At 64.4% G+C, this 22,941-nt stretch carries 18 protein-coding genes; 11 read left to right on the top strand and 7 right to left on the bottom strand.

Going from position 1 to position 22,941, the window contains the following annotated elements; all coding sequences use genetic code 11:
- Positions 1 to 435: 435 nt before the first annotated feature.
- A complete protein-coding gene (locus tag F757_RS0124600) occupies positions 436 to 1,629 on the bottom strand; it encodes a urate hydroxylase PuuD (protein WP_027213702.1) in 1,194 nt (397 codons plus the stop codon).
- A gap of 243 nt (positions 1,630 to 1,872) precedes the next feature.
- Positions 1,873 to 2,226 carry a hydroxyisourate hydrolase gene (gene uraH / locus F757_RS0124595; RefSeq protein ID WP_013339491.1) on the bottom strand — a complete coding sequence of 118 codons (354 nt, stop codon included), beginning with the start codon at positions 2,224 to 2,226 and terminating at the stop codon, positions 1,873 to 1,875.
- Positions 2,227 to 2,772: 546 nt separating this feature from the next.
- On the opposite strand from uraH, the gene F757_RS0124590 reads away from it, so the two are divergent.
- A complete protein-coding gene (locus F757_RS0124590) occupies positions 2,773 to 4,170 on the top strand; it encodes an 8-oxoguanine deaminase (protein ID WP_027213701.1) in 1,398 nt (465 codons plus the stop codon).
- 120 nt (positions 4,171 to 4,290) lie between these two features.
- Here the strand turns inward: F757_RS0124590 and F757_RS0124585 are convergent, their stop codons facing one another.
- The gene (locus tag F757_RS0124585) at positions 4,291 to 5,223 is read right to left on the bottom strand and encodes a LysR substrate-binding domain-containing protein (RefSeq protein ID WP_006051768.1); all 933 of its coding nucleotides are present in this window, start codon (positions 5,221 to 5,223) and stop codon (positions 4,291 to 4,293) included.
- 248 nt (positions 5,224 to 5,471) lie between these two features.
- Between F757_RS0124585 and F757_RS0124580 the strand changes: the two genes are divergently transcribed.
- The 4 genes from F757_RS0124580 to F757_RS0124565 all read left to right on the top strand — a co-directional run bounded on the left by F757_RS0124580 (position 5,472) and on the right by F757_RS0124565 (position 10,394).
- Positions 5,472 to 7,073: an ABC transporter ATP-binding protein gene (locus F757_RS0124580; protein WP_027213700.1), complete on the top strand. Its 1,602-nt coding sequence runs from the start codon at positions 5,472 to 5,474 to the stop codon at positions 7,071 to 7,073.
- Between the two features lie 83 nt (positions 7,074 to 7,156).
- On the top strand, positions 7,157 to 8,263 hold the full coding sequence (locus F757_RS0124575) for an ABC transporter permease (RefSeq protein WP_027213699.1): 1,107 nt from the start codon (positions 7,157 to 7,159) through the stop codon (positions 8,261 to 8,263).
- A gap of 37 nt (positions 8,264 to 8,300) precedes the next feature.
- Positions 8,301 to 9,230: an ABC transporter permease gene (locus tag F757_RS0124570; protein WP_013339487.1), complete on the top strand. Its 930-nt coding sequence runs from the start codon at positions 8,301 to 8,303 to the stop codon at positions 9,228 to 9,230.
- A 57-nt stretch (positions 9,231 to 9,287) separates the two neighbouring features.
- Entirely contained in the window at positions 9,288 to 10,394 is a 1,107-nt protein-coding gene (locus F757_RS0124565) for a BMP family ABC transporter substrate-binding protein (protein WP_027213698.1), read from the top strand.
- 371 nt (positions 10,395 to 10,765) lie between these two features.
- Here F757_RS0124565 and F757_RS0124560 read toward each other — a convergent pair whose 3' ends face one another.
- Positions 10,766 to 10,975: a dodecin gene (locus F757_RS0124560; RefSeq protein ID WP_027213697.1), complete on the bottom strand. Its 210-nt coding sequence runs from the start codon at positions 10,973 to 10,975 to the stop codon at positions 10,766 to 10,768.
- Positions 10,976 to 11,159: 184 nt separating this feature from the next.
- Between F757_RS0124560 and F757_RS0124555 the strand changes: the two genes are divergently transcribed.
- From F757_RS0124555 to F757_RS0124535, 5 genes are all read left to right on the top strand, one after another.
- Positions 11,160 to 12,104 (top strand): NAD(P)-dependent oxidoreductase, encoded by a 945-nt coding sequence (locus tag F757_RS0124555; protein WP_027213696.1) that lies wholly within the window; start codon positions 11,160 to 11,162, stop codon positions 12,102 to 12,104.
- A 151-nt stretch (positions 12,105 to 12,255) separates the two neighbouring features.
- Positions 12,256 to 13,848: an ABC-F family ATPase gene (locus F757_RS0124550; protein WP_027213695.1), complete on the top strand. Its 1,593-nt coding sequence runs from the start codon at positions 12,256 to 12,258 to the stop codon at positions 13,846 to 13,848.
- A 176-nt stretch (positions 13,849 to 14,024) separates the two neighbouring features.
- The gene (locus tag F757_RS0124545) at positions 14,025 to 15,449 is read left to right on the top strand and encodes an aldehyde dehydrogenase family protein (RefSeq protein WP_027213694.1); all 1,425 of its coding nucleotides are present in this window, start codon (positions 14,025 to 14,027) and stop codon (positions 15,447 to 15,449) included.
- 129 nt (positions 15,450 to 15,578) lie between these two features.
- Positions 15,579 to 16,769: an NAD(P)H-dependent flavin oxidoreductase gene (locus F757_RS0124540; protein ID WP_027213693.1), complete on the top strand. Its 1,191-nt coding sequence runs from the start codon at positions 15,579 to 15,581 to the stop codon at positions 16,767 to 16,769.
- 72 nt (positions 16,770 to 16,841) lie between these two features.
- Positions 16,842 to 17,498 carry an OmpW/AlkL family protein gene (locus tag F757_RS0124535; protein ID WP_027213692.1) on the top strand — a complete coding sequence of 219 codons (657 nt, stop codon included), beginning with the start codon at positions 16,842 to 16,844 and terminating at the stop codon, positions 17,496 to 17,498.
- A gap of 151 nt (positions 17,499 to 17,649) precedes the next feature.
- On the opposite strand, the gene F757_RS0124530 is transcribed toward F757_RS0124535, so the two are convergent.
- The 3 genes from F757_RS0124530 to F757_RS0124520 form a co-directional block, all read right to left on the bottom strand.
- Positions 17,650 to 17,853, bottom strand: a complete 204-nt coding sequence (locus F757_RS0124530; RefSeq protein ID WP_027213691.1) for a DUF1289 domain-containing protein — start codon at positions 17,851 to 17,853, stop codon at positions 17,650 to 17,652.
- A gap of 100 nt (positions 17,854 to 17,953) precedes the next feature.
- Positions 17,954 to 19,324 (bottom strand): phospholipase A, encoded by a 1,371-nt coding sequence (locus F757_RS0124525; RefSeq protein WP_027213690.1) that lies wholly within the window; start codon positions 19,322 to 19,324, stop codon positions 17,954 to 17,956.
- A 294-nt stretch (positions 19,325 to 19,618) separates the two neighbouring features.
- Positions 19,619 to 20,914, bottom strand: coding sequence for an Nramp family divalent metal transporter (locus F757_RS0124520; protein WP_027213689.1), 1,296 nt, complete (start codon positions 20,912 to 20,914; stop codon positions 19,619 to 19,621).
- 882 nt (positions 20,915 to 21,796) lie between these two features.
- Between F757_RS0124520 and F757_RS0124515 the strand changes: the two genes are divergently transcribed.
- On the top strand, positions 21,797 to 22,897 hold the full coding sequence (locus F757_RS0124515) for a polyamine ABC transporter substrate-binding protein (protein WP_027213688.1): 1,101 nt from the start codon (positions 21,797 to 21,799) through the stop codon (positions 22,895 to 22,897).
- The last annotated feature ends 44 nt before the right edge of the window (positions 22,898 to 22,941 follow it).

Raw genomic sequence — 22,941 nt, 5'->3', positions numbered from 1 at the left:
TCTTTGTTTTTCGCAGTCACGATGTGCGTCCTCGGTTCAAGGCGATGGGCGCGCTGTCACTCGCGCGTAGATTTGCCGATGCGGCGAATGACGTGAGCGCCGCGTTTGCCGCGTTGCCTGCAGTGCGCGCACAGCTAACTTCCAGCCGCTGAGGTAGTGGGGGCATGTGTGCTGTCACGCTAACTCGATGTAATGCGCCGATGAAATGCGCCGATGAAATGCGCCGATGAACATGCGGCGGCTCCATGCGGACATCAAGCGCGAAGCGGCGAAAGACACCGCGACGGAAAAACAACCCACAAAAAAGCCAGCCAACAAAAAACGACTCAACAAAAAACGGCTCAACAAAAAAACGAGCCTTCCGCCTCCGCGAAAAGCCCGCTTCGTCATATCTATGCGGCCCGAGAATTCAACAACCGCCCGGCCACGCCTCTATCACTTCGCCGCTCCTCCCTCGAACCATGCGGCAATCTTCATCCGTTCGTCGTCGGTCATGTGGGTGACGTTGCCAAGCGGCATGGCCTTGAGCGTTACCGCTTGCTGATAGATACGCTGTGCGTTCTGCGAGATTTCATCCGGCGTATCGAGCATCACGCCGGCGGGCGCGCTGCCCATCATCGTCGGATGCGCGGAGTGGCATGCCGCGCAGCGCTGTTGGAGCACCGGCGCGATGTCGGCCAATTTCACCGTGGGCGCATTCGCGGCTTGTGCCTGCGGAACTATGGGCCTTGGCATCGTCCAGAAGAGGGCGCCGAACATCAGCGCGATGCCGGCGAGCGGCAGATACCACAGCACCTGGCCGCGATGACGCATCACGAAGAACTGACGGATCAGCGCGCCGGCCAGCATGATCACGACGAGCACGGCCCAGTTGTACGGGTGCGTGTACGTCATCGCGTAGTGGTTGGAGAGCATCGCGAACACCACCGGCAACGTGAAATACGTGTTGTGCACGGAACGCTGCTTGCCGCGCTTGCCGTAAATGGGATTCGGCGTGTCGCCCTTGAGCATCGCGTCGACCATCTTGCGCTGGCCCGGAATGATCACGAAGAACACGTTGGCCGACATGATGGTCGCGAGCATCGCGCCCATCATCAGATAAGCCGCGCGCCCCGCAAAGATATGACACGCGAGCCAAGCCGCAATCAGCACATACACGCCCACGCAAATGCCGAGCACCTTGTCCTTGTTGCCGAGCATGCGGCACAGCGAGTCGTACACGATCCAGCCCGCCGCGAGAAAGCCGAGCGCCGAGGCGACAGCCACCACCGGGCCCATGTCGAGCACATTCCTGTCGATGAGATAGGTGGACGGCGAAAACAGATACAGCACCGTGAAGAGGCCGAAGCCCGAGAGCCACGTGGTGTACGACGGCCACTTGGACCAGTGGAGGTCGTCCGGCATTTCGGGCGGCGCAACGGTGTACTTCTGCATGTTGTAGAAGCCGCCGCCGTGCACATGCCAGAGTTCGCCGAACACGCCGCGCTTGCGCTGGTTTGGGTCCTGCGGCGGTTTCAGGCTGTTGTCGAGCGCGACGAAATAGAACGACTCGCCGATCCACGCAATGGCGGCGACGACGTGAAACCAGCGAATCGCGAGATTCAGCCAGTCGGTGATAAAGCCTTCCATGAAACTCCTCCACTTCTGATTCGTTGCTCGCGCGGGCGGCGTTCTGTGTGTCGCGTATCCGCTTGACGGATGCTGGCGAAGAGGACGCCGCCCCGCGGACTGCGGGATGAAAGACGCGGTGCGCTCAGTTCGCACGACGTCGTGGGGTTACGTTTTTGTTGGGTTCCAGCGTTGAGCGTGCGGGCGCCGTGGTTGCATACCGGCCGCCGATCAGCCGCACCGCAGCCGCACCGCAGCCGCACCTCAACTGCCGCGATACGTGCTGTACGACCACGGTGACACCAGCAACGGCACGTGATAGTGCGCTGCCGCGTCGGCGATGCCGAAGCGCAATACGACGCGATCCACGAAGCGCGGCTCGGGCACCTGCGTGCCGATGGATGCAAAGTAGTCGCCCGCGCCGAACACCAGTTCGTATTCGCCGGCGACGAACGCGTCGCCTTGCAACAGCGGTTCGTCGCAGCGGCCGTCGTCATTGGTGAGGGTGGTTTTCAGCGCGCGGCGCGTGTCGCCCGAGAGCGCGAAGAGTTCGACCTTGATGCCCGCGCCGGGACGGCCGTTCGCGGTATCGAGCACATGGGTAGTGAGCTTTCCCATTCGCAATTTTCCTTGTGTGTTTGCGAGGTTTCGGCGGCAGCCCGATCCAGATACGTTTGCGGCGGATCGAGGCTCCACGTCAGTGGCTACATACCCGTCGGCGAATTGAAGCGAGCGCCGTGGGAGCCATTGTAAAAACTTGTTCTGCCGAACGCGCGCGCGATAAGAAAGATAATAGCTGGCGCATGAAGGACCGTGCACCGCTAGCCGCAGCGAGTGACGCGTGGCCACGCTTTGCGCATATTCGATCCCCACTGGATCGTACCGGCGTCAAAAATGCCCCACTATATCGGCAGCCTTAAGTTGGTTATCGCAACGCCGCGAGTTGTCAGCCTTATTTTGGCCGCCGAAGGTTACGCCTGTGCACCGCAGCAATACGACGCCCCGGCGAAGAGCGCGGGCTTGACGCGGCACACGTCCCGAAGACGGCGCATGACGCTGGGTAACCGGGCCAACGGCGTTCGACGGGACGCGGCGGCGCCGGTTCGTGTGCCGTCACATCGCGTTCGAACGACTTTGCACGGAAGCAATCACGCGGAGAAACGGATGACGATGGAACACGCAGGACAAGGAACCAGCAAGCCAGCCCGAACCATGCTGGTGAAACACGCAGACATGCTCGTCACGATGGACGACGCACGGCGCGAATTGCGCGACGGCGGCCTGTATATCGAGGACAACCGCATTGTCGCGGCCGGACCCACGGCACAGTTGCCCGCAGACGCCGACGAGGTGCTCGACATGCGCGGGCACCTGGTGATTCCGGGGCTCGTGAACACGCATCACCACATGTACCAGAGCCTGACGCGCGCGATGCCGGCCGCGCAGAACGCCGAACTGTTCGGCTGGCTCACGAGTCTCTACAAGGTGTGGGCGAACCTCACGCCGGAGATGATCGAAGTGTCGACGCTCACCGCGATGGCCGAGCTGCTGCTCTCCGGATGCACGACCTCGAGCGATCATCTGTATATCTATCCGAACGGCAGCCGGCTCGACGACAGTATTGCCGCCGCACGACGCATCGGCATGCGCTTTCACGCGGCGCGCGGCAGCATGAGCGTGGGGCGCAAAGACGGCGGCCTGCCGCCCGATTCAGTGGTGGAGCGCGAGGCCGACATTCTGAAAGACACGCAGCGCCTCATCGAGACGTATCACGACGAAGGCCGTTACGCGATGCTGCGCGTGGTCGTCGCGCCGTGCTCGCCGTTTTCGGTGAGCCGCGACTTGATGCGCGAATCGGCGTCGCTCGCGCGGCAGTACGGCGTGTCGCTGCATACGCATCTCGCCGAGAACGCCAACGACGTGGCGTACAGCCGCGAAAAGTTCGGCATGACGCCCGCGCAATACGCGCAAGACCTCGGCTGGGTGGGTCGCGACGTGTGGCACGCACACTGCGTGCAACTCGACGACGCCGGCATCGAGCTGTTCGCGCGCACCGGCACGGGCGTCGCCCATTGTCCGTGCTCGAACATGCGGCTCGCGTCGGGCATCGCGCCAGTCAAGCGGATGCGGCTCGCGGGCGTGCCCGTGGGTCTCGGCGTGGACGGCTCGGCGTCGAACGACGGCGCACAGATGGTTGCCGAAGCGCGCCAGGCGTTGCTGTTGCAGCGAGTCGGTTTTGGACCGGATGCAATGACCGCGCGCGACGCGCTCGAAATCGCCACGCTGGGCGGTGCGCGGGTGCTCAACCGCGACGATATCGGCGCGCTCGCGCCCGGAATGGCGGCGGACTTCGTGTCGTTCGATCTGCGTCAGCCGCTCTTTGCCGGCGCATTGCACGACCCGGTTGCCGCGCTGGTGTTTTGCGCGCCGTCGCAGGTGAGCCATAGCGTGATCGGCGGGAAGGTGGTGGTGAGGGACGGAGAGTTGACGACGCTGGAGCTCGGGCCGGTCATCGAGCGCCACAACCGGCTCGCGAAAGCGCTTGGCGAAGCGGCGGTGTGACGTAGGGCGCGTGCGTGGCGGCGGATGCGCGCGGGGTACATACGGGCGTGCGCGCGGTGCACGCGATCGCGCACGCGGCCGCGCATGCATCTGCCGCCGGCCACGCGCGGCGCCGACACGTCAAGGCTTGTCGATCAATGTTCGGGTCGCTTCGGCGACGAGGCTGCGCAACCAGCGCACTTCATCGGAGTAATGGACCCGCTCGTGCCACAGCTGGTAGTACTGCATCGGCGGAAAGTCGAGCGGCGCGGGCACCACGGTGAGCGGCAGAAATTTGGCGTAGTAGTCCGCAAAAAGACGCGTCGTCGTGAAGATCAGATCGGATTTGATCAGCACATACGGCGCCAGATTGAAATACGGCAGCGTGACGACCACGTGGCGTTTCAGGCGTTCGCGCGCGAGGTGCACGTCGATTGCGCCGCGCTGGCCGACCGAATACGGAGTGGGGGCGAGATGCGGGGCGTTCAGGTACTGGTCGAGCGTGAGCCCGCCGCGCTTGGCGAACGGATGCGTGTTGCTCATCAGGCAGACGATCTGGTCGACGAACAGGTTCGACAGATGCAGTTGCTCCGGCGGCTCAGGCCAGTTGCCGACCACGATGTCGAGCTTGCCGTCTTCGAGCGCAAGTTCATAGTCGAACGCGGGGCCAAGCGAATGGAATTCGAGCGTCGCGTTCGGCGCCGCTTGGCGAAAGCGTTCGACCACCGTCGGCACGAACAGCACGTTGAGATAATCGGGGCAACCGATGCGGTAGCAGCGAATGGAGGTTGCGGGGTCGAAATTGTGCTGCTGGAACTTGATGCGCTCGATTTCCCGCAGCGCGTTCTGCACCGGTTCGAGCAGGCGCAGGCCGTATTCGGTGGGCACCATGCCGGACTTGCCGCGCACGAGCAGCGGGTCGCCGGTGATGTCGCGCAAGCGGCGCAGCGCGGCGCTAATGGCCGGTTGCGACTGGTTCAGTTTGACGGCTGCGCGGGTGACGCTGCGCTCCATCAACAGGGTGTGCAAGACGCGTAAAAGGTAAGTATCGATCGCCTCGCGTTGCTGGCTCATGACTTCTCCGAAATATATGTTCTGGCTGATCGACGGGGTACTGGGGTATATGCGTTTTAATATGAACGAAAAGGCGCGTCAAGCGAGACATACCCGCGGAGCGTGCTGTGGCGGGGCTTTGCGCGAATTTTGTCGGCTCGACTGAGCGGTTTGAATTAGGTATTGTCATCCGGTTGTGGTGACGGATCGTCTGGCGACGACGCAGGCGAACCTCGCGCAACGGTTTCACTGACGCACTACGGAATCACATGAGCAACTCTTCTGATCGCGACGGCGCCGCCATGCAGCGGGACCCCGGGCCCAAGCACACGGCGCCCCGGCTGATGCTCAAGGGCATCACCAAGCAATATCCCGCCGTGCGAGCCAACGACGACGTCACGCTGACCGTCGCGCCCGGCGAGATTCACGCGGTGCTCGGCGAAAACGGCGCGGGCAAGAGCACGCTGATGAAGATCATCTACGGCGCGGTGCGCCCGGACGCCGGGGAAATCCATTGGGAAGGCGAGGCGCTCGAGATCGCGAGTCCGGCGGCGGCGCGCAAGCTCGGCATCGGCATGGTGTTTCAGCACTTTTCGCTGTTCGAGACGCTGACCGTCGGCGAAAACATTGCGCTCGCACTCGACGAACCGTTCGATCTGAAGGCGCTCGCCAAGCGCATCCGCGACGTGTCCGCGGAATACGGGCTCGACATCGACCCGCAGCGTCACGTGCATAGCCTGACGGTGGGCGAGCGCCAGCGCGTGGAGATCGTGCGCTGCCTGTTGCAGAATCCGCGTCTTCTGATCATGGACGAACCCACCTCCGTGCTCACGCCGCAGGCGGTCCGCAAGCTGTTCGCGACGCTCAAGCGGCTCGCCGCCGAAGGCTGCAGCATTCTCTACATCAGCCACAAGCTCGACGAAATCCAGGAACTGTGCGACACCGCCACCGTGATGCGCGGCGGCCGCGTGACAGGCCACGTGAAGCCGAAAGAGGAAACGCACGCGTCGCTCGCGCAGTTAATGGTCGGCCATTCGCTGCCCGACTACACGCGCCGCGAGCACAATCCGGGTGCCGTGCTGCTCGACGTGAAAGCGTTGTCGGTCGCGAGCGACGACCCGTTCGGCACCTCGCTCGAGAACGTTTCGTTCGCCGTGCATGCGGGCGAGATTTTCGGCATTGCCGGCGTCTCGGGCAATGGCCAGGCGGAGCTGCTGTCGGCGCTCTCGGGCGAAAAGCGCGGCTCGCGCATGGATGCGGTGAGCATCTGCGGCAAGCCCGCCGGGCGTCTGGGCGCGGGAGCGCGGCGCGCGCTCGGCTTCGGCTTCGTGCCGGAAGAGCGGCTTGGCCGCGGCGCGGTGCCGGCGATGACGCTCTCCGAGAACGCGCTCCTCACCGCGCACCGGCAGAACATGGTGAGCTCCGGGTGGATCAAGGCGGGCGCCATGCGCGCGTTCGCGAAGCGCTGCATCGAAGCGTTCGACGTGCGTTGCGGCGGTCCCGAAGCGCTCGCGCAAAGCCTCTCGGGCGGCAACTTGCAGAAGTACATCATGGGCCGCGAGATTCTGCAGGCGCCCAAGGTGCTGGTGGTCGCGCAGCCCACATGGGGCGTTGACGTCGGCGCTGCGGCGTTCATTCGCCAGCAGTTGCTCGACCTGTCGGCGCGCGGCGTTGCGATCCTTGTGATCTCGGAGGAACTGGAAGAGCTGTTCGACATCTGCGACCGCATTGCGGTGCTCGCGGGCGGGCGGCTCTCGCCGGTGCGCGCGACGGGTGCGACCAACGCCGAGGAAATCGGCCGCTGGATGGCGGGCCTGTTCGGCGAGCGCGAAGGCGCGGCGCCTTCAGCGGGGCATCCGGCGCACGCCTGAGCGGTGGCTGCGCCGCGCCCCTTACTCGACACCGCGCAGAATTCGGCCATCCCACGACAATACCAACGCTCATCACGCTACCCATGATTCTTCCGTATCGACTTGAAGCGCGCACCGCGCCCTCGCGCGCCATGCAGCTCGCCGTGCCGCTCATTGCCGCGCTGCTGACGCTCGCCATCGGCTTTGTGATCTTCGGTCTCGTCGGCCGCGATCCGCTGCAGGCGATGCACGCGTTTTTCATCGAACCGCTTTCCAGTGTGAACGGCTGGTCCGAGCTTCTGCTCAAGGCGTCGCCGCTCTGCCTGATTGGCCTCGGTCTTGCAATCGGCTATCGCGCAAACGTCTGGAACATCGGCGCCGAAGGGCAGATGCTGCTGGGCGGCATTGCGGCGAGCGGCGTCGCGATCTATTTCGATCAGGCGAGCGGCTGGTGGATCCTGCCGCTGATGATGCTTGCCGGTGTGATCGGCGGCATGCTGTGGGCAGCGATTCCCGCGCTGCTCAAAAGCCGCTTCAACACCAACGAAATTCTCGTGAGCCTGATGCTCACCTACGTCGCGGCGCAACTTCTGATTTATCTCGTGAGCGGACCGTGGCGCGATCCGCAGGGCATGAACTTCCCGCTCTCGGAAATGTTCAGCGGCGACGCGCTTTACCCGACGCTTTACGGCGACTGGCACTGGAAATGGCTGCGCGGCACGCGGCTGAACGCGTCGGTGTTCATGACGCTCGCGGCCATTCCGCTCGTATGGCTCTTCATGCGCAAGAGCTTCGCCGGTTACCGGATGAACGTCGGCGGTCTCGCGCCGCTCGCCGCGCGCTACGCGGGCTTCTCCGACAGGAAAACGATCTGGATGTCGCTGCTCATCAGCGGCGCACTCGCGGGTCTCGCCGGCATGGGCGAGATCGCCGGGCCGATCGGTCAGTTGCAGGCGACGTGGTCGCCGGGTTACGGCTTCACAGCGATCATCGTGGTGTTCGTCGGGCGGCTGCATCCGCTTGGCATTGTCCTCGCGAGTCTGCTGATGGCGCTGCTCTACCTGGGCGGCGAAGCGGTGCAAACCTCGATGCAGCTGCCGCAAGCGCTCTCCGGCGTATTCCAGGGACTCCTGCTGTTCTGCCTGCTGGGCGCCGACCTTTTCGTGAATTACCGTGTGCGCCGGCGCTCCGTTGCCGCGCAAGCCCACTGATTCGCCACCGTTTCGCTACTTACAGCCGTCGCATTTCATGGATATTCAACAAGCCAGCGCGCTTACCTCAAGCGCCGTCACTGCTGCGATTCCGCTGATGTTCGCGGGCGCGGGCGAACTCGTCGCCGAAAAGTCGGGCGTGCTCAATCTCGGCGTGGAAGGCATGATGCTGATGGGCGCCGTAACGGGCTACGCGGTCACGGCGATCACCGGCAGCCCGTGGCTCGGCGTGCTCGCCGCCATCGGCGCGGGCCTGGCCATGTCGCTACTGTTCGCGTTCCTCACGCTGACCATGCTCGCCAACCAGGTCGCCACCGGCCTTTCGCTGACCATCTTCGGCATCGGGCTCTCCGCGTATGTCGGCAAGCCGTACACGTCGGCGGCGGTGCGCGCCACCATCGACACGTGGACCATTCCCGGCCTCTCGAAGATTCCGGTGCTCGGACCCGCGCTTTTCAGTCTCACGCCGCTCGATTACCTCGCGTTCCTGATGTTCGCGGTGATCGGCTGGTTTCTGTATCGCACGCGCGCCGGGCTCGTGCTGCGCTCGGTCGGCGAATCGCCGCAGGTCGCGCATTCGGTCGGTTTTCCGGTGGTCGGCGTACGCTATGGCGCGGTCGCGTTCGGCGGCGGCATGGCGGGCCTTGCGGGCGGTTATTACTCGATCGTCAACCTGCACCTGTGGCAGGAACAGCTTACCTCGGGCCGCGGCTGGATTGCGCTCGCGCTCGTCGTGTTCGCGACGTGGCGCCCGGGGCGCCTGTTGATCGGCGCACTGCTGTTCGGCGCGGTGACGGGCCTGCAGTTCTACGCGCAGGCGATCGGCGTGCCGGTGCCGACGCAATTTCTCGCGATGCTGCCGTACGTCGCGACGGTCGTCGTGCTCGTGCTCATCTCGCGCAACCCCAACACGATTCGCCTGAATGCACCGGCCTCGCTCGGCAAGCCGTTTTTTTCGGCGGGCTGACGCGCCGCGGTGCATCGCCATACGTTTCAATCACTGGATCACACGACAGGAGAAAACATGAAGAAAAGAAATGTGCTGACCGCTTTCGCGTGGGGCGCCGCCTCGCTCGCGCTGGCTGCCGCCGTGACCGCGCCGCTCGCCGGAGCGGCGCAGGCGGCCGAAGCGCCGGGTGTCGCGTTCGTCTATCTCGGCAATCCGGGCGATGCCGGCTGGACCTTCGCGCACGACCAGGGATCGAAGGAAGCGCAAGCAAAGTTCGGCAACAAGATCAAGATCACGCGCATCGAAAACGTGCCCGAATCGGCGGACTCCGAACGCGTGTTCCGCGATCTGGCCAACAAGGGCAACAAGATCATTTTCGGTTCGAGCTTCGGTTATCAGGACTTCGAACTGAAGGTGGCGAAAGACTTTCCGGACACCGTATTCCTGCACGCAACCGGCTACAAGAAGGCGCCGAACTTCGGCACCTACGACGTGCGCATGTATCAGGGCGCGTATCTGGCCGGCGTCGCCGCGGGCTACGTGACGAAGACGAACACGCTGGGTTTCGTTGCGTCCGTGCCGATTCCGGAAGTGGTGCGCAACATCAACGCCTATACGCTCGGCGCTCGCTCGGTAAATCCGAAGGTGCATACCAAGGTCATCTGGATCAATAGCTGGTTCGATCCGGGCAAGGAAAAGCAGGCGGCCGAAACGCTGATCGGTCAGGGCGCCGACGTGCTGTTGCAAAACACCGACTCCAGCGCCACGCTGGCCACCGCGTCGGAAAAGCACGTGCATGCATTCGGCTGGGACTCCGACATGAAGAAGTTCGGGCCGGGCGCGCATCTGGGCTCGGTAGTGGCGCACTGGGGCGTGTACTACAACGCCGCCATTCAGCAGGTGCTGGACGGCAAATGGAAGAACGATCCGGTGTGGTGGGGCATTCCGCAGAAGGCAGTCGATCTGGAAGACCTGGATACCTCGGCAGTTCCGGCTGACGCGCAGAGGAAGGTCGCGGCGAAGCGCGAAGAACTGGCGAGCGGCAAGTGGGATGTGTTCGCCGGCCCCATCAAGGATCAGTCGGGCACGGTGAAAGTGCCGGCCGGCAAGACCTTGACGGACCCTGAACTGCAGCGCCTGAACTGGTATGTGGAAGGGGTGGACGGTTCGCTGCCGAAGTGAGTGGTTTGGGGGGCTTCGGCGTGTGAGGGCGTGATCGCGCGAGAACGTGAGGGGCAGGGCGTCACGCCCTGATTGCGGGAAGACGTATAGACCTCGCACGAGCGCGCTGGCTTCCTGTCCGCCGACGGAATCTTCCCGCTCGGATACGGCGGGCGTAAGCCGGTGAGCCGGGGAGCCCGTAGGCCCCTAAGTCCGTAAGCCCGCCCGTGCTGACGAACGCGCTCACTGGCGCGGCTGCTAAGCGCGGGGCCGAGCAGCGGCCGGCGGCAACGCTTGCCCCGGTCGCGAAAAGAGCTGCATCCGCTCGCTGTGGATCGCAGCTCTTTTTGTCTGGTTGCGCCGATGCCGCTCAGTTCGGCGCGTGGGCCGCGTCAATCGTCGATGCGCAGGCCAACCTTGATCGTCACCTGCCAGTAGGCGACGCGGTCGTTTTCGATCTGGCCCCGCGTTTCCGTCACTTCGAACCAGTGCAGATTACGCAGCGTCTTAGATGCCTTGGCGATCGCGGTGCTGATCGCGTCGTCGATCGAGGTGGTCGATGAGCCGGTCAGTTCGATCTGCTTGTAGACGTGGTCTGACATGAAGTCTCTCCTTTATCTTCGTTGGCGTTCAAAAAGTATAGGTAACGCGAACGGGTGCACAGGGCCGCCGCATGTGGGGTGCTGTCGCACGTCGCATGCCCGGTATGGCCGCTGCGCCGCGCGTGCCCGCGTGGCGCCGTTATGATGTTTGTCCGATGCAATCTGAACGTGACGAGGTTCGAAAGTGGAAATAGGCTTTTGCGGTCCGGGGCTGATGGGCGCGCCGATGATCCGGCACCTGCTGCGTGCGGGCCATACGGTGCTCGTGTGGAATCGCACGCGCGCCAAGGCCGAGGCGCTTGCGGCGGAGGGCGCGAAGGTGGTCGATACGCCGGGCGAACTCGCAACGCGCTGCGACGCCGTGCTGCTGTGTCTCGCCGATGCGGCGGCGGTCGAGCAAACCGTGTTCGGCCCGGCGGGGCTGCTCGCGTCAGGCGCTGGTGCAGGTGACGACGTGGCACGTGAGCCGCGCCGGGTTCGCTGGATAGTCGACCATTCGAGCATTCCGCCGGCAGCGACGCGCGAGTTCGCGCAGCGGGCTGTGGAGTTGGCGGTTGCGGCAGACAGGGCAATTGCACCGTCCCCCGGCTGGATCGACGCCCCCGTATCCGGTGGCGTCGGGGGCGCGCAGGCCGGCACGCTAGCCGTCATGGCCGGCGGCGCGGCGGCCGACGTCGATGCCGTCAGGCCCCTGCTCAGCGCTTACGCCGCACGCGTCACACATATGGGCGAAGTCGGCGCGGGGCAAACCGCGAAGCTCTGCAACCAGACGATCGTCACCGCGACCATTGCAGCGATTGCCGAGGCGGTGAGCCTCGCCACACGCAGCGGCATCGACGCCGCGAAGCTGCCCGAAGCGCTTGCTGGCGGTTGGGCCGACTCGGTGCTGCTGCAAACCTTCGTGCCACGCATGACGCAAGGCGGCTTCACGCCGATCGGCGCACTGCGTACGTTTCAGAAGGACGCGGACACCGTCGCTGCGACAGCCTATGAGACGGGCACGCCGATGCCGGTTTCGTCGACGGTCCAGCAGTTGCTGCGGCTCGGCGCAGCCATGGGACTCGCCGAGGCGGACTTTTCGGCGTTTATCGACATTTTGCAGACGCCGCGCGGCGGCGCCGGCGGGTAGGGAGCGCGCGGGGGACGGCTGAGGCGGCCGGGCTGTGGGGCGGCCGAGCCGTCGGGCTGCGGGGTAGGCCCGACTTTCGCGCCGGGCGACTTCCCAATAACCTGCTAAAATATTGGGTTTTTCGCCGATATCACATTCAAAGGGACGCGCCGTGCTGTCTACTGCCAACATCACCATGCAATTCGGGCCAAAGCCCCTGTTCGAGAACATCTCGGTCAAATTCGGGGAAGGGAACCGCTATGGCCTGATCGGTGCGAACGGCTGCGGTAAATCAACCTTCATGAAGATCCTCGGTGGCGACCTGGAGCCGAGTTCGGGCAGCGTCATGCTCGAGCCGAATGTGCGCCTCGGCAAGCTGCGCCAGGACCAGTTCGCCTACGAAGACGTGCGCGTGCTCGACGTCGTCATGATGGGCCACACCGAAATGTGGGCCGCGATGACCGAGCGCGACGCGATCTACGCGAACCCCGACGCGACCGACGACGACTACATGCACGCCGCCGAACTCGAAGCGAAGTTCGCGGAATACGACGGCTACACGGCCGAAGCGCGCGCCGGCGAACTGCTGCTCGGCATCGGCATCGCGATTGAAGACCACAACGGCCCGATGAGCAACGTCGCGCCGGGCTGGAAACTGCGCGTGCTGCTCGCGCAGGCGCTGTTCTCGAAGCCGGACGTGCTGCTGCTCGACGAACCGACCAACAACCTGGACATCAACTCGATTCGTTGGCTGGAAGACGTGCTGAACCAGTACAACTCGACGATGATCATCATCTCGCACGACCGGCACTTCCTGAACCAGGTGTGCACGCACATGGCCGACATGGACTACGGCACGCTCAAGGTCTATCCGGGCAACTACGACGACTACATGCTTGCGAGCACTCAGGCCCGCGAGCGCCAGCAGGCCGCCAACGCCAAGGCGAAGGAGCGCGTGGCCGACCTGCAGGACTTCGTGCGCCGCTTCTCGGCAAACAAGTCGAAGGCACGCCAGGCTACCAGCCGCCTGAAGATGATCGACAAGATCAAGATTGAGGAATTCAAGCCGTCGTCGCGGCAGAATCCGTTTATCCGCTTCGAATTCGAAAAGAAGCTGCACAACATCGCCGTGGTTGCGGACAGCATCTCGAAGAAGTACGAGCGCACCATCTTCAACAACTTCAGCATCAGCGTGCAGCCGGGCGAGCGCATTGCGATCATCGGCGAGAACGGCGCGGGCAAGACCACGCTGCTGCGCTCGCTGCTCGGCAATCTGCAACTCGATCACGGCACAGTGAAGTGGGCTGAGAACGCGAACATCGGCTACATGCCGCAGGACACGTACGAAGAGTTTCCGCAGGACGTCACGTTGATGGAATGGATCGACGCCTACCGCAAGGAAGGCGACGACGAGCAGATGGTGCGCGGCACGCTCGGCCGCCTGCTCTTCAATGCCGACGACATCCGCAAGTCGGTGAAAGTGTTGTCGGGCGGCGAGAAGGGCCGCATGATCTGGGGCAAGCTGATGCTCGGCCGCCACAACGTGCTGATGATGGACGAGCCGACCAATCACATGGACATGGAATCGATCGAGTCGCTGCAAATCGCGCTCGATAAATTCGAAGGCACGCTGATTTTCGTCTCGCACGACCGCGAGTTTGTGAGCGGCCTCGCGAACCGCATCATCGAAGTGAAGACGGACGGCACCCTGAACGACTTTGGCGGCAATTACGAGGACTTTCTGGCGAGCCAGGGCGTGCAGTAAGCCCATTAGCCCGACCAGATCAGGTTCGCGAAACGCAAAGCCCGCTTCTTCGAAGCGGGCTTTTTTCATGGCGCCGGCCTGGCGCCCGAGTGGCGCGCGCCGCGAGGCAACGCCGAGCCTTTGACCGACGCTGGTTAGAATAGACCAACCAACATCCCACCTAGGGGCCGATCATCATGAAGATCTACGACAAACTCTATATCGACGGCAAATGGATCGCGCCGTGCGGCACCGGCACCATCGACGTGATCGACTCCGGCACTGAGCAGGTGATGGGACGCATCCCCGAAGGCGTCGAGGCCGACGCCGAAAGCGCGATTGCGGCCGCGCGCGTGGCCTTCGACGGCTGGGCCGCCACCAGCGCCGCACAGCGCGGCGACTATCTGGAGCGCATCGCGGCGAACCTGAAAGCGCGCACGGACGAGCTGGCCGCGCTGATCGCAGGCGAAGTCGGCATGCCGCTGAAGCTCGCGCGCGCGATCCAGGTGGGCAGCCCGGTCTACAACTGGAGCGCATATGCGCAGCTTGCAAAGAGCTTCGAGTTCGAAAAGCGCGTCGGCAATTCGCTCGTCGTGCGCGAGCCGGTCGGCGTGGTCGCGGCAATCACACCGTGGAACTATCCGCTCAATCAGATCACGCTGAAGGTCGCGGCGGCGCTCGCGGCCGGTTGCACGGTGGTGCTCAAACCGTCGGAGATCGCGCCGCTCAATGCGTTCGTGCTGGCCCAGGCGATTCATGAAGCCGGGCTGCCCGCCGGCGTGTTCAACCTGGTGAGCGGTTATGGGCCGGTGGTCGGCGAAGTGCTGGCGAGCCATCCATCGGTCGATATGGTGTCGTTCACAGGCTCGACTCGCGCGGGCAAGCGCGTGTCGGAACTGGCGTCGGCGACGGTCAAGCGTGTTGCGCTCGAACTGGGCGGCAAGTCGGCGTCCGTCATTCTCGATGACGCCGACTTCGCCGCCGCCGTGAAAGGCACGGTGAGCGCGTGCTTTCTGAACTCGGGGCAAACCTGCTCCGCGCACACGCGCATGCTGGTGCCCGAAGCGCGCTACGACGAAGCGCGCGCGCTTGCGAAACAGGCGGCCGAGAGCTATGCACCGGGCGATCCGCGTGATGAAAAAACGCGTCTCGGGCCGCTGGCGTCCGCGGTGCAGCAGGCGCGCGTGCAGCAGTACATCGCGAAGGGCATCGAGGAGGGCGCCGAACTGGTGACGGGCGGCGCGGGGCTGCCTGACGGCGTGTCGAAAGGCTTTTTCGTCAAGCCGACAGTGTTCGGCCGCGTGCATCCGAAGGCGACGATCGCGCAAGAAGAGATCTTTGGTCCGGTGCTGTCCATTCTGACCTACAAGGACGAAGAGGAAGCAATTCGGATTGCCAACGATTCTCCCTACGGGCTCGGCGGCGCAGTGTGGGCCGGCAGCGACGAGCGCGCGCAAGCCGTCGCGCGCCGCCTGCGCACGGGCCAGGTGGACATCAACGGCGGCGCATGGAATATGGCGGCGCCGTTCGGTGGCTTCAAGCAATCGGGCTTTGGCCGCGAGAACGGCGTCTATGGTCTCGAGGAATATCTCGAGTTCAAGTCAATGCAATTCAGAGTCTGATAAGCATGACCGGCGTCAACTTTTACGCCGACGCGGCCCGCGCATTCGCACGCAGATTGACCTGACGCAACGCCGCCCGCGCCCGACGGACGATTATCCACGCTTCGATAATCGTCCGTCGGGTCCGCCATGCTTCACTCTCATTCGTTCTCTCCGCTAGTCATTCGTGGCCGCTCGTTACTGCCCATCGTGCAGGGCGGCATGGGCGTCGGCATTTCGGCGCATCGTCTCGCCGGCAGCGTTGCGCGCGAGGGCGCGCTCGGCACGATCGCCAGCATCGACCTGCGCCACCACCATCCCGATCTCGTCGAGCGCTGCCGCGAGTCGCCCGATCGCGCCACGCTCGAAGAAGCAAATCTCACGGCGCTCGCGCGCGAAATCCACGCGGCGAAGAAACTCAGCGAAGGCCGCGGCATGATTGCCGTCAACGTGATGAAGGCAGTCAGCGCGCAGGCGGATTACGTGCGCGTTGCCTGCGAAAGCGGCGCCGACGCAATCGTAATGGGCGCGGGCTTGCCGCTCGATCTGCCGGACATGACGCAGGGCCACGACATTGCGCTCATTCCGATTCTCTCGGACAGCCGCGGGGTCGCGCTCGTGTTGAAGAAGTGGATGAAGAAGGGCCGCCTGCCCGATGCAGTGGTGATCGAGCATCCGGCGCATGCGGGCGGGCATCTTGGCGTCACCAGCATCGCGGACATGAACGACCAGCGCTTCGACTTCATGCGCATTCTCGAGGAGCTGGAGGCCGTATTCGCCTCGCTCGGCGTGGATCGTAAGCAGGTGCCGCTGATTCTCGCGGGCGGCATCAACAGCCATGAGGCCGTGCGGGCGCTGCTGAACGCGGGCGCGAGCGGGGTGCAGCTCGGCACGCCGTTCGCGGTGACCGAGGAAGGCGACGCGCATCCGAATTTCAAACGCGTGCTGGCCGAGGCTGCGCCGGAAGACATCGTCGAGTTCGTCAGCGTGACCGGCTTGCCCGCGCGCGCCGTGAAAACGCCATGGCTTACACGCTATTTGCGGCATGAGGCGCGGATTCGCGAGAAGATCGGTGCGCTCAAACATGCGTGCCCCACCGCGCTCGAATGCCTGAGCGTATGCGGCTTGCGCGATGGCGTCGAGAAATTCGGGCATTTCTGCATCGACACGCGCCTTGCCGCCGCGTTGCGCGGCGACGTGGCGAACGGCCTGTTTTTCCGCGGCAAGGAAGCGCTGCCGTTCGGCTCGGCGATTCGCAGCGTGCACGACCTTATTGAACTGCTGCTGACCGGCGTGGCGCGACCGGCTGTCGCAGGGCGCTGGGCGTTCTCGCTCGGTTGATGCGAGTCAAACTGTCGCGCGGCCCGAGCTTCGACAATCCCCACATATCATCAATAAACGGGGAAGGGAAAAATGAAAGTCTCGCTCAGTAACACCATCAGGACTGCTGCAATTGCGTCTGCGCTATTGTGCGCAACGGCGCTGAGCGCGCCCGCGCATGCGGCGGGCGACGACTCGATGAGCGGCATTCACGCCGGCGACGTGCTCGTGCGTCTGCGTGCAATCAGTATCATGCCGAGCGTCTCGACGACGGGAACGCTCTCGACGCTGCATACCGACGTGAACAACGCGACGGTGCCGGAGCTCGATTTCACCTACATGATTCGCGACAACATCGGCGTCGAACTGATTCTCGGCACTTCGCGGCATCAGCTCACGTCGAGCATTGGCGGGTTGGGTGGCGTGAACGTGTTGCCGCCCACGTTGCTGCTGCAATATCACTTCAATCACGCCGGGCGCGTGCGTCCCTATGTCGGCGCGGGTTTGAACTACACGCTCTTCTATAACAATGGGCTGCACGCCGGCGCACAGCCGGTGTCGATCCGTAACCACAGCTTCGGTCCGGCGCTGCAGGCCGGCGTGGACGTGCAGGTCACGAAGACACTGTTCGTCAACGCGGACATCAAGAAGATCTGGATGCACACGGACGCGTCGCTGGGCGCTCAGCCGCTCGGCCGCGTTAGCATCGATCCGGTGGTGGTGGGGCTTGGTGTCGGCATGCGCTTTTGAGAGATGAACCGGCGCGTGGCGTGAGCCGCGTCGCCGGGACATCTTGACGAGCGCATCAAGGAGTGACTCAGGGGGCGCCTCCCGAAGCGACTCAAGAAGCGCCTCCCGAAGCACCCCAAGAAGCGCCTCAAGCAGCGCCCCGGCGATCCGCTCAGAGCTTGTCGTTCTGGAAGCGCATGGCCGTGCCTTCCTGCTCGATGCGCGCCCACACGGCGCGCTTTTCCTCGTCGCTCAGGAACACCCAGTTTGACACCTCGCCGGCCGTGCGGCCGCAGCCTTTGCAGACTTCGTCGAAAAGTGTCGAACACACGCCAATGCATGGGCTGTCGGGAAGAGCGTGGAGATTGGAAGCCATCTGGAACCTTGCAGCGGAAAGCGGAGTGCCGCTATGTTAACCGATACGTAAGCGCGGCGTGGCGACGGCACCCGACGCCGGATGGCCGCCGCCTGTCGATTCATCGCGCGATGCTGTAGCCGATGCGCGCGATCCAGTGCTGACGGTTGTTGTAGTCGAGCAGATCCTCGCCGTAGCCGTTGAAATAGCCGACCCACAGATAGCCGCCCCACGCGCTGCCGAGCAGCTTCGCGAGCGGATAGGTAAATTGCGTGTCGACGCTGCCGTACCAGTGCTTGGTGCCTTTGCGCAGCGTGGTGGCCAACTGCCAGCCGTCCGGGCTGCCGTACTTGACCAGCAGGTCCACGTAGCCGCGATAGGCCGCAATGTCGGGGTTGTTCTTGGTGCCGACGTAGTAGTAGATCTTCGGCGACACCGTCAGATGGTTCGCTGCCAGATCGCCGAATTCCCACGTCGGGCGGATAAATGGCATGTTGATGCTGCGCGAATCGTCGCCACCCTTGCCGTTCGATTCATGCGCAATGCCGGCCGCGAAGCCCATGCGCGTGAAGAACGGACTGCGCCAGCCCGTGTCCGGCACGTAATAGAACAACTGCGGCGAGTACGTGGTGTCGCGAAACGGCCGCGATTCCGCGGACAGATCCCATACCGACGTTTGCGTGTACGCGAAGTACAGGTTGTCGGTAAATGCTTTCGAGCGCAGATCGTCCGGAATGCGCAGGCGATACTTGAAGCTCAGTTGTAGCCGGGCATTAGTGTCGCCGTTGTGGCCGAAGGCGATATACATCGGCTCGTAATAGGAGACGTGCGCGAAGACGCCGCGTCCGGTCGTCGACAGCGAGTCTCCGGGCGGCGAGATCGCGTCGCCCGTGGGGCCGTCGAGCGCGGCCGCCGTCGCCGCGGCCTGGGCGGGCGTGCTCGCCTTGCTCTCGCTGCGCTCGGCCTGCGCGATTGCATCCTGATCGGGGCCGCGATTGATCACGACGAGCGCCGGGGAAGCGTCGAAGCCAACCGGATCGATGCGCACCTCGCCGCGCGCCGACTCTGGCCAGGGCGCCGCGAAGCGCACTTTGCGGAACTGGCCCGGCCGCAGACGCAGCGTATTGGGCACGCCCGCTTCGCGCGCGAGTTCGAGCGGCCGCGGAGATTGCTCACCGCCGCTCAGGTTCACCCGCAAGGTCTGCGGCACGGTGACAGTGAGCGCAGTGCCGTCGTCGGCGGAATAGAGCAGCGTGATCTGCAGCGGCTCGTTGGCTGCAGCGATGCGCGCGGGCTGCAGCATGGAGACTGTGGCAGACGCCTCGCGGCAAACCGCGCTCAGCACGACCAGCACGACCAGCGCGGCGAGGGCGCAGGCGGGCGCGCCGCGCTTGCGGTAGCCGGACGGGCGGCGGTGCGTCGTGATGCTTCGGAGCGTGAAGCGGTCGAACGGGGCGGTAACGAACGCGAGGCTGATAGCAACAAAAGGCATAGGCTGTCATCCGGGAGCGAGGGCTGTGAGACCAACGGCGCGACGCGTGTCGGGTAGGCATCATGCCCGATGCATCGCATTTCATTGCGTCGCCGCCCTGAGAGCGAGACGCGTGCGAATCAGAAACTATAGAAAAGCTGGTGGCGCAAGAAGGCTGCCGCGAGTGCAGCGCTGCCCTTTGTATCACGGCAACGGCTGGCGGCGCCGCGGCGCACACGTCAAGACCGACGGAATATTTACAAGTTCACTGCACCGGCGCGCGAGAGCCGGGTAGCGGCTGTCCGGCCTCTTGCCTCAGTCGCCGAATGCGACCTGCCACAGCAGCGCGCCGTTGAGCACGATGATGAAACTCGCGGACATCCACGCGAGCACGAGCGGCACGCCGCGCACGCGCCAGCTTCGCATCAGGCGGGCATCGGACGCATAGCGGATCAGCGGCACCACCGCGAGCGGCAATTGCAGGCTCAGCACCACCTGGCTTGCGACCAGCAACTGATTCGAGCCTTGCTGGCCGAACATCGTCACGGCGACGAGTGCCGGTCCGATCGCGAGCGCGCGCGTGAGCAGCGCGCGTTTCCAGCGTGGCAGGCGCAATTGCAAAAAGCCTTCCATCACCGCCTGGCCTGCCAGGGTGCCCGTCACGGTCGCGCTAAGGCCGCACGCGAGAAGCGCTGCGGCAAACAGAATGCCGGCCCAGTGTGTGCCTAGCAGCGGCGCGATCAGGCGATGCGCGTCCGCGAGGTCGGTGACGTCCCGGTGGCCGCTTGAATGGAACACCGCAGCGGCGACGATCAGCAACGCGGCATTGATCACGAAGGCAAAGAGAAGGGAGCCGATGGTGTCGATATTGACCACGTGCAACGCGGCCCGGATCTGGGCGTCGCTGCTCTCGGGGGCATGGTGCTTGACGAGCGACGAGTGCAGATAGAGATTGTGCGGCATGACCGTCGCGCCGACGATGCCCGCCGCGAGCCAGAGCATGCCCGCGTTGCGCAGCAGTGCGGGACTCGGCGCGGTGCCGGCCAGCGCCGCGTGCCAGTCGGGCCGCGCAAGCGCCAGTTCGATGACGAAGCACAGTCCGACGAACCCGATCAGCGACGCGATCACCGCTTCCAGCTTGCGGCCGCCTTGCTGCTGGAGCGCGAGCAGCGCGAACGTGCATACCGCGGACATCAGCACGCCGACGGTCAGCGAGACGCCCAACAGCAATTGCAATGCGACGGCGCTGCCGACCACCTCGGCGACGTCGCAGGCGATGATCGCCACCTCGCTGGTGAGCCACAGAAAGATCGTGCGGCGGGGCCCGGAACGCTCGCGGCAGACCTGCGCGAGATCGCGCCCGGTGACGACGCCGAGCCGCGACGACAGCCATTGCAGCAGCATCGCCATCAGGCTGGAGAGCACCACCATGCCGAGCAACTGGTAGCCGTAGCCGGCGCCCGCGCCGAGCGCTGTCGCCCAGTTGCCGGGATCGATATAGCCGACGGCGATCAGCGCGCCCGCGCCGACGAACGAGAACCAGTGCGCGGGTCCTCCTTCGGGCAGACGCCGACGGCGGTTGGGGCGCAGCGCAAAAGGATTGGTGTTCATGGATGCCTGAGGTCAAGGACTGCCTGGTTCCGCAAGGCCTGTGCCCGGAGGAGGCGGGCCGGCAGTCGCGGCAAGCGGGCAGACGCCGCGTCCGGCTGGGCGCGGGCGGGCGGTTGTCTGTCGCGACGGACGCAGACTGACCGGCGCCGACCGGCAGCGGCTTGTACTGGATCGCACTGGCTCGCGCGAACCTGCACCGACTACCACAGACTAGCACCGGCCGGCAGCGGCTGGCACTGGCTCGCACGAACTGGCAGCGACTACCACAGACTAGCACCGACCGGCAGTGACTCGTACTGGCTCGCACCGCCCCGCACCAACTCGCAAGGACCCGCACCGCCCCGCACCAACTCGCAAGGACCCGCACCGACCCGCACCGACTGACTCACACCGACCGTCGCTCCCCGTCGGTGCTTAGCTCGTGCCCTCCGTCGCCCGGCTTCGCCGTCCTTAGCAACGTTCGCTCGTGACTTGCCCAATGCCTCCGTCACCCCTGAACCAGGCTCGCGCGAAGCCTGCCCGCCCGGCCAGCCTGAGAAGCAAAGCGCCGCGCGAGAGCCACGAGGCAGTCGACAAACCCGCCGGGCACCAACGCCCGCGAGTGCCGGCCGGCGCCTGGCTTGGCCACCGCCCGCTCATCGCCGTGCTTGCCGGGCTTTTTTTCAGGTAGACATGCGCCCATAACCCGCTAAAATTGCGCCCATTTTCCGCCGGCACGGCTTACGCTGTACCGTTTGCGCGACACTGCGGCATTTTTTTTGGTCCGCGCAATAATTGATGGTAGTTTTCGGGTTTTTCAGGGGAGCCGCAGGCGCAGCGTGGTCGCTGCATCGCGGCGTGCGTGAGGAGGGCCGGCTCGGACCGGTCAGATCGGAGAACGGGATGAAAAGACGGGTAGTGGGGCAAGTGGCTGCGCTGGTCTTGTGCGCGGCGCCGTGGCTGACGGCGGCAGCGAAGGATACGCAGCTCAACGTGTACAACTGGTCCGATTACATCGCCAAGGACACCATTCCGAACTTCTCCAAGCAGACCGGTGTTCAGGTCAAGTACGACAACTATGACAGCGACGACACGCTGCAAGCCAAGCTTCTGACGGGCAATTCCGGGTACGACATCGTCGTGCCGACCAGCAATTACGCCGGCAAGCAGATCGCCGCCGGCATCTTCGCCCCGCTCGACAAATCGAAGCTGCCCAACCTCAAGTACCTCGACCCGTCGCTGATGGCGCTCGTCGCCGGCGCCGATCCGGGCAACAAATTCACGGTGCCCTGGGCCTACGGCACGACCGGGCTTGGCTATAACGTCACCAAGGCGCAGCAGATTCTTGGCAAAAACGTGCCGCTCGATAACTGGGACATCCTCTTCAAGCCGGAAAACATCTCGAAGCTGAAGGCCTGCGGCGTGTCCGTGCTCGACGCGCCGGACCAGATGTTCGCCGCCGCGCTCCATTACATCGGCAAGGATCCGATGAGCACGAACCCGGCCGACTACCGCGCCGCGCTCGCCATGCTGAAGAAAATCCGTCCGTACATCACGCAGTTCAACTCGTCGGGCTATATCAACGACCTGGTCGGCGGGGACGTCTGCTTCGCGTACGGCTGGTCGGGCGACGTCGTGATCGCAAAGCATCGCGCGATCGAGGCGAAGAAGCCCTACAAGATCGAGTATTACATTCCGAAGGGCGGTGCCCCGGTGTGGTTCGACGTGATGGCAATCCCGAAGGACGCGAAGAACAAGGAAGCCGCGCTCGAGTGGATCAACTACATCGAAACGCCGCAAGTTCATGCTGCGATCACCAACGCTGTCTACTACCCGAGCGCCAACCTCGAAGCGCGCAAATACGTGGACAAGGACGTCGCCAACGACCCGGCCGTGTATCCAACACCTGAAGTCATCAAGACGCTGTTCCTGTTGAAGCCGCTGCCGCCCGAAGTGCAACGGCTGCAGACGCGGCTGTGGACCGAGTTCAAGTCCGGCCGCTGACCCACGGCCACAGGGAACGGGTCGGCATCATCAAGAAGCCCTCG

Origin of the sequence: Burkholderia sp. WSM2232, from assembly GCF_000472545.1 — a bacterium.
Lineage (GTDB): Bacteria > Pseudomonadota > Gammaproteobacteria > Burkholderiales > Burkholderiaceae > Paraburkholderia.
The sequence above is the reverse complement of the archived record's forward strand: the minus strand, read 5'-3'. Positions and strand labels throughout refer to the sequence as shown.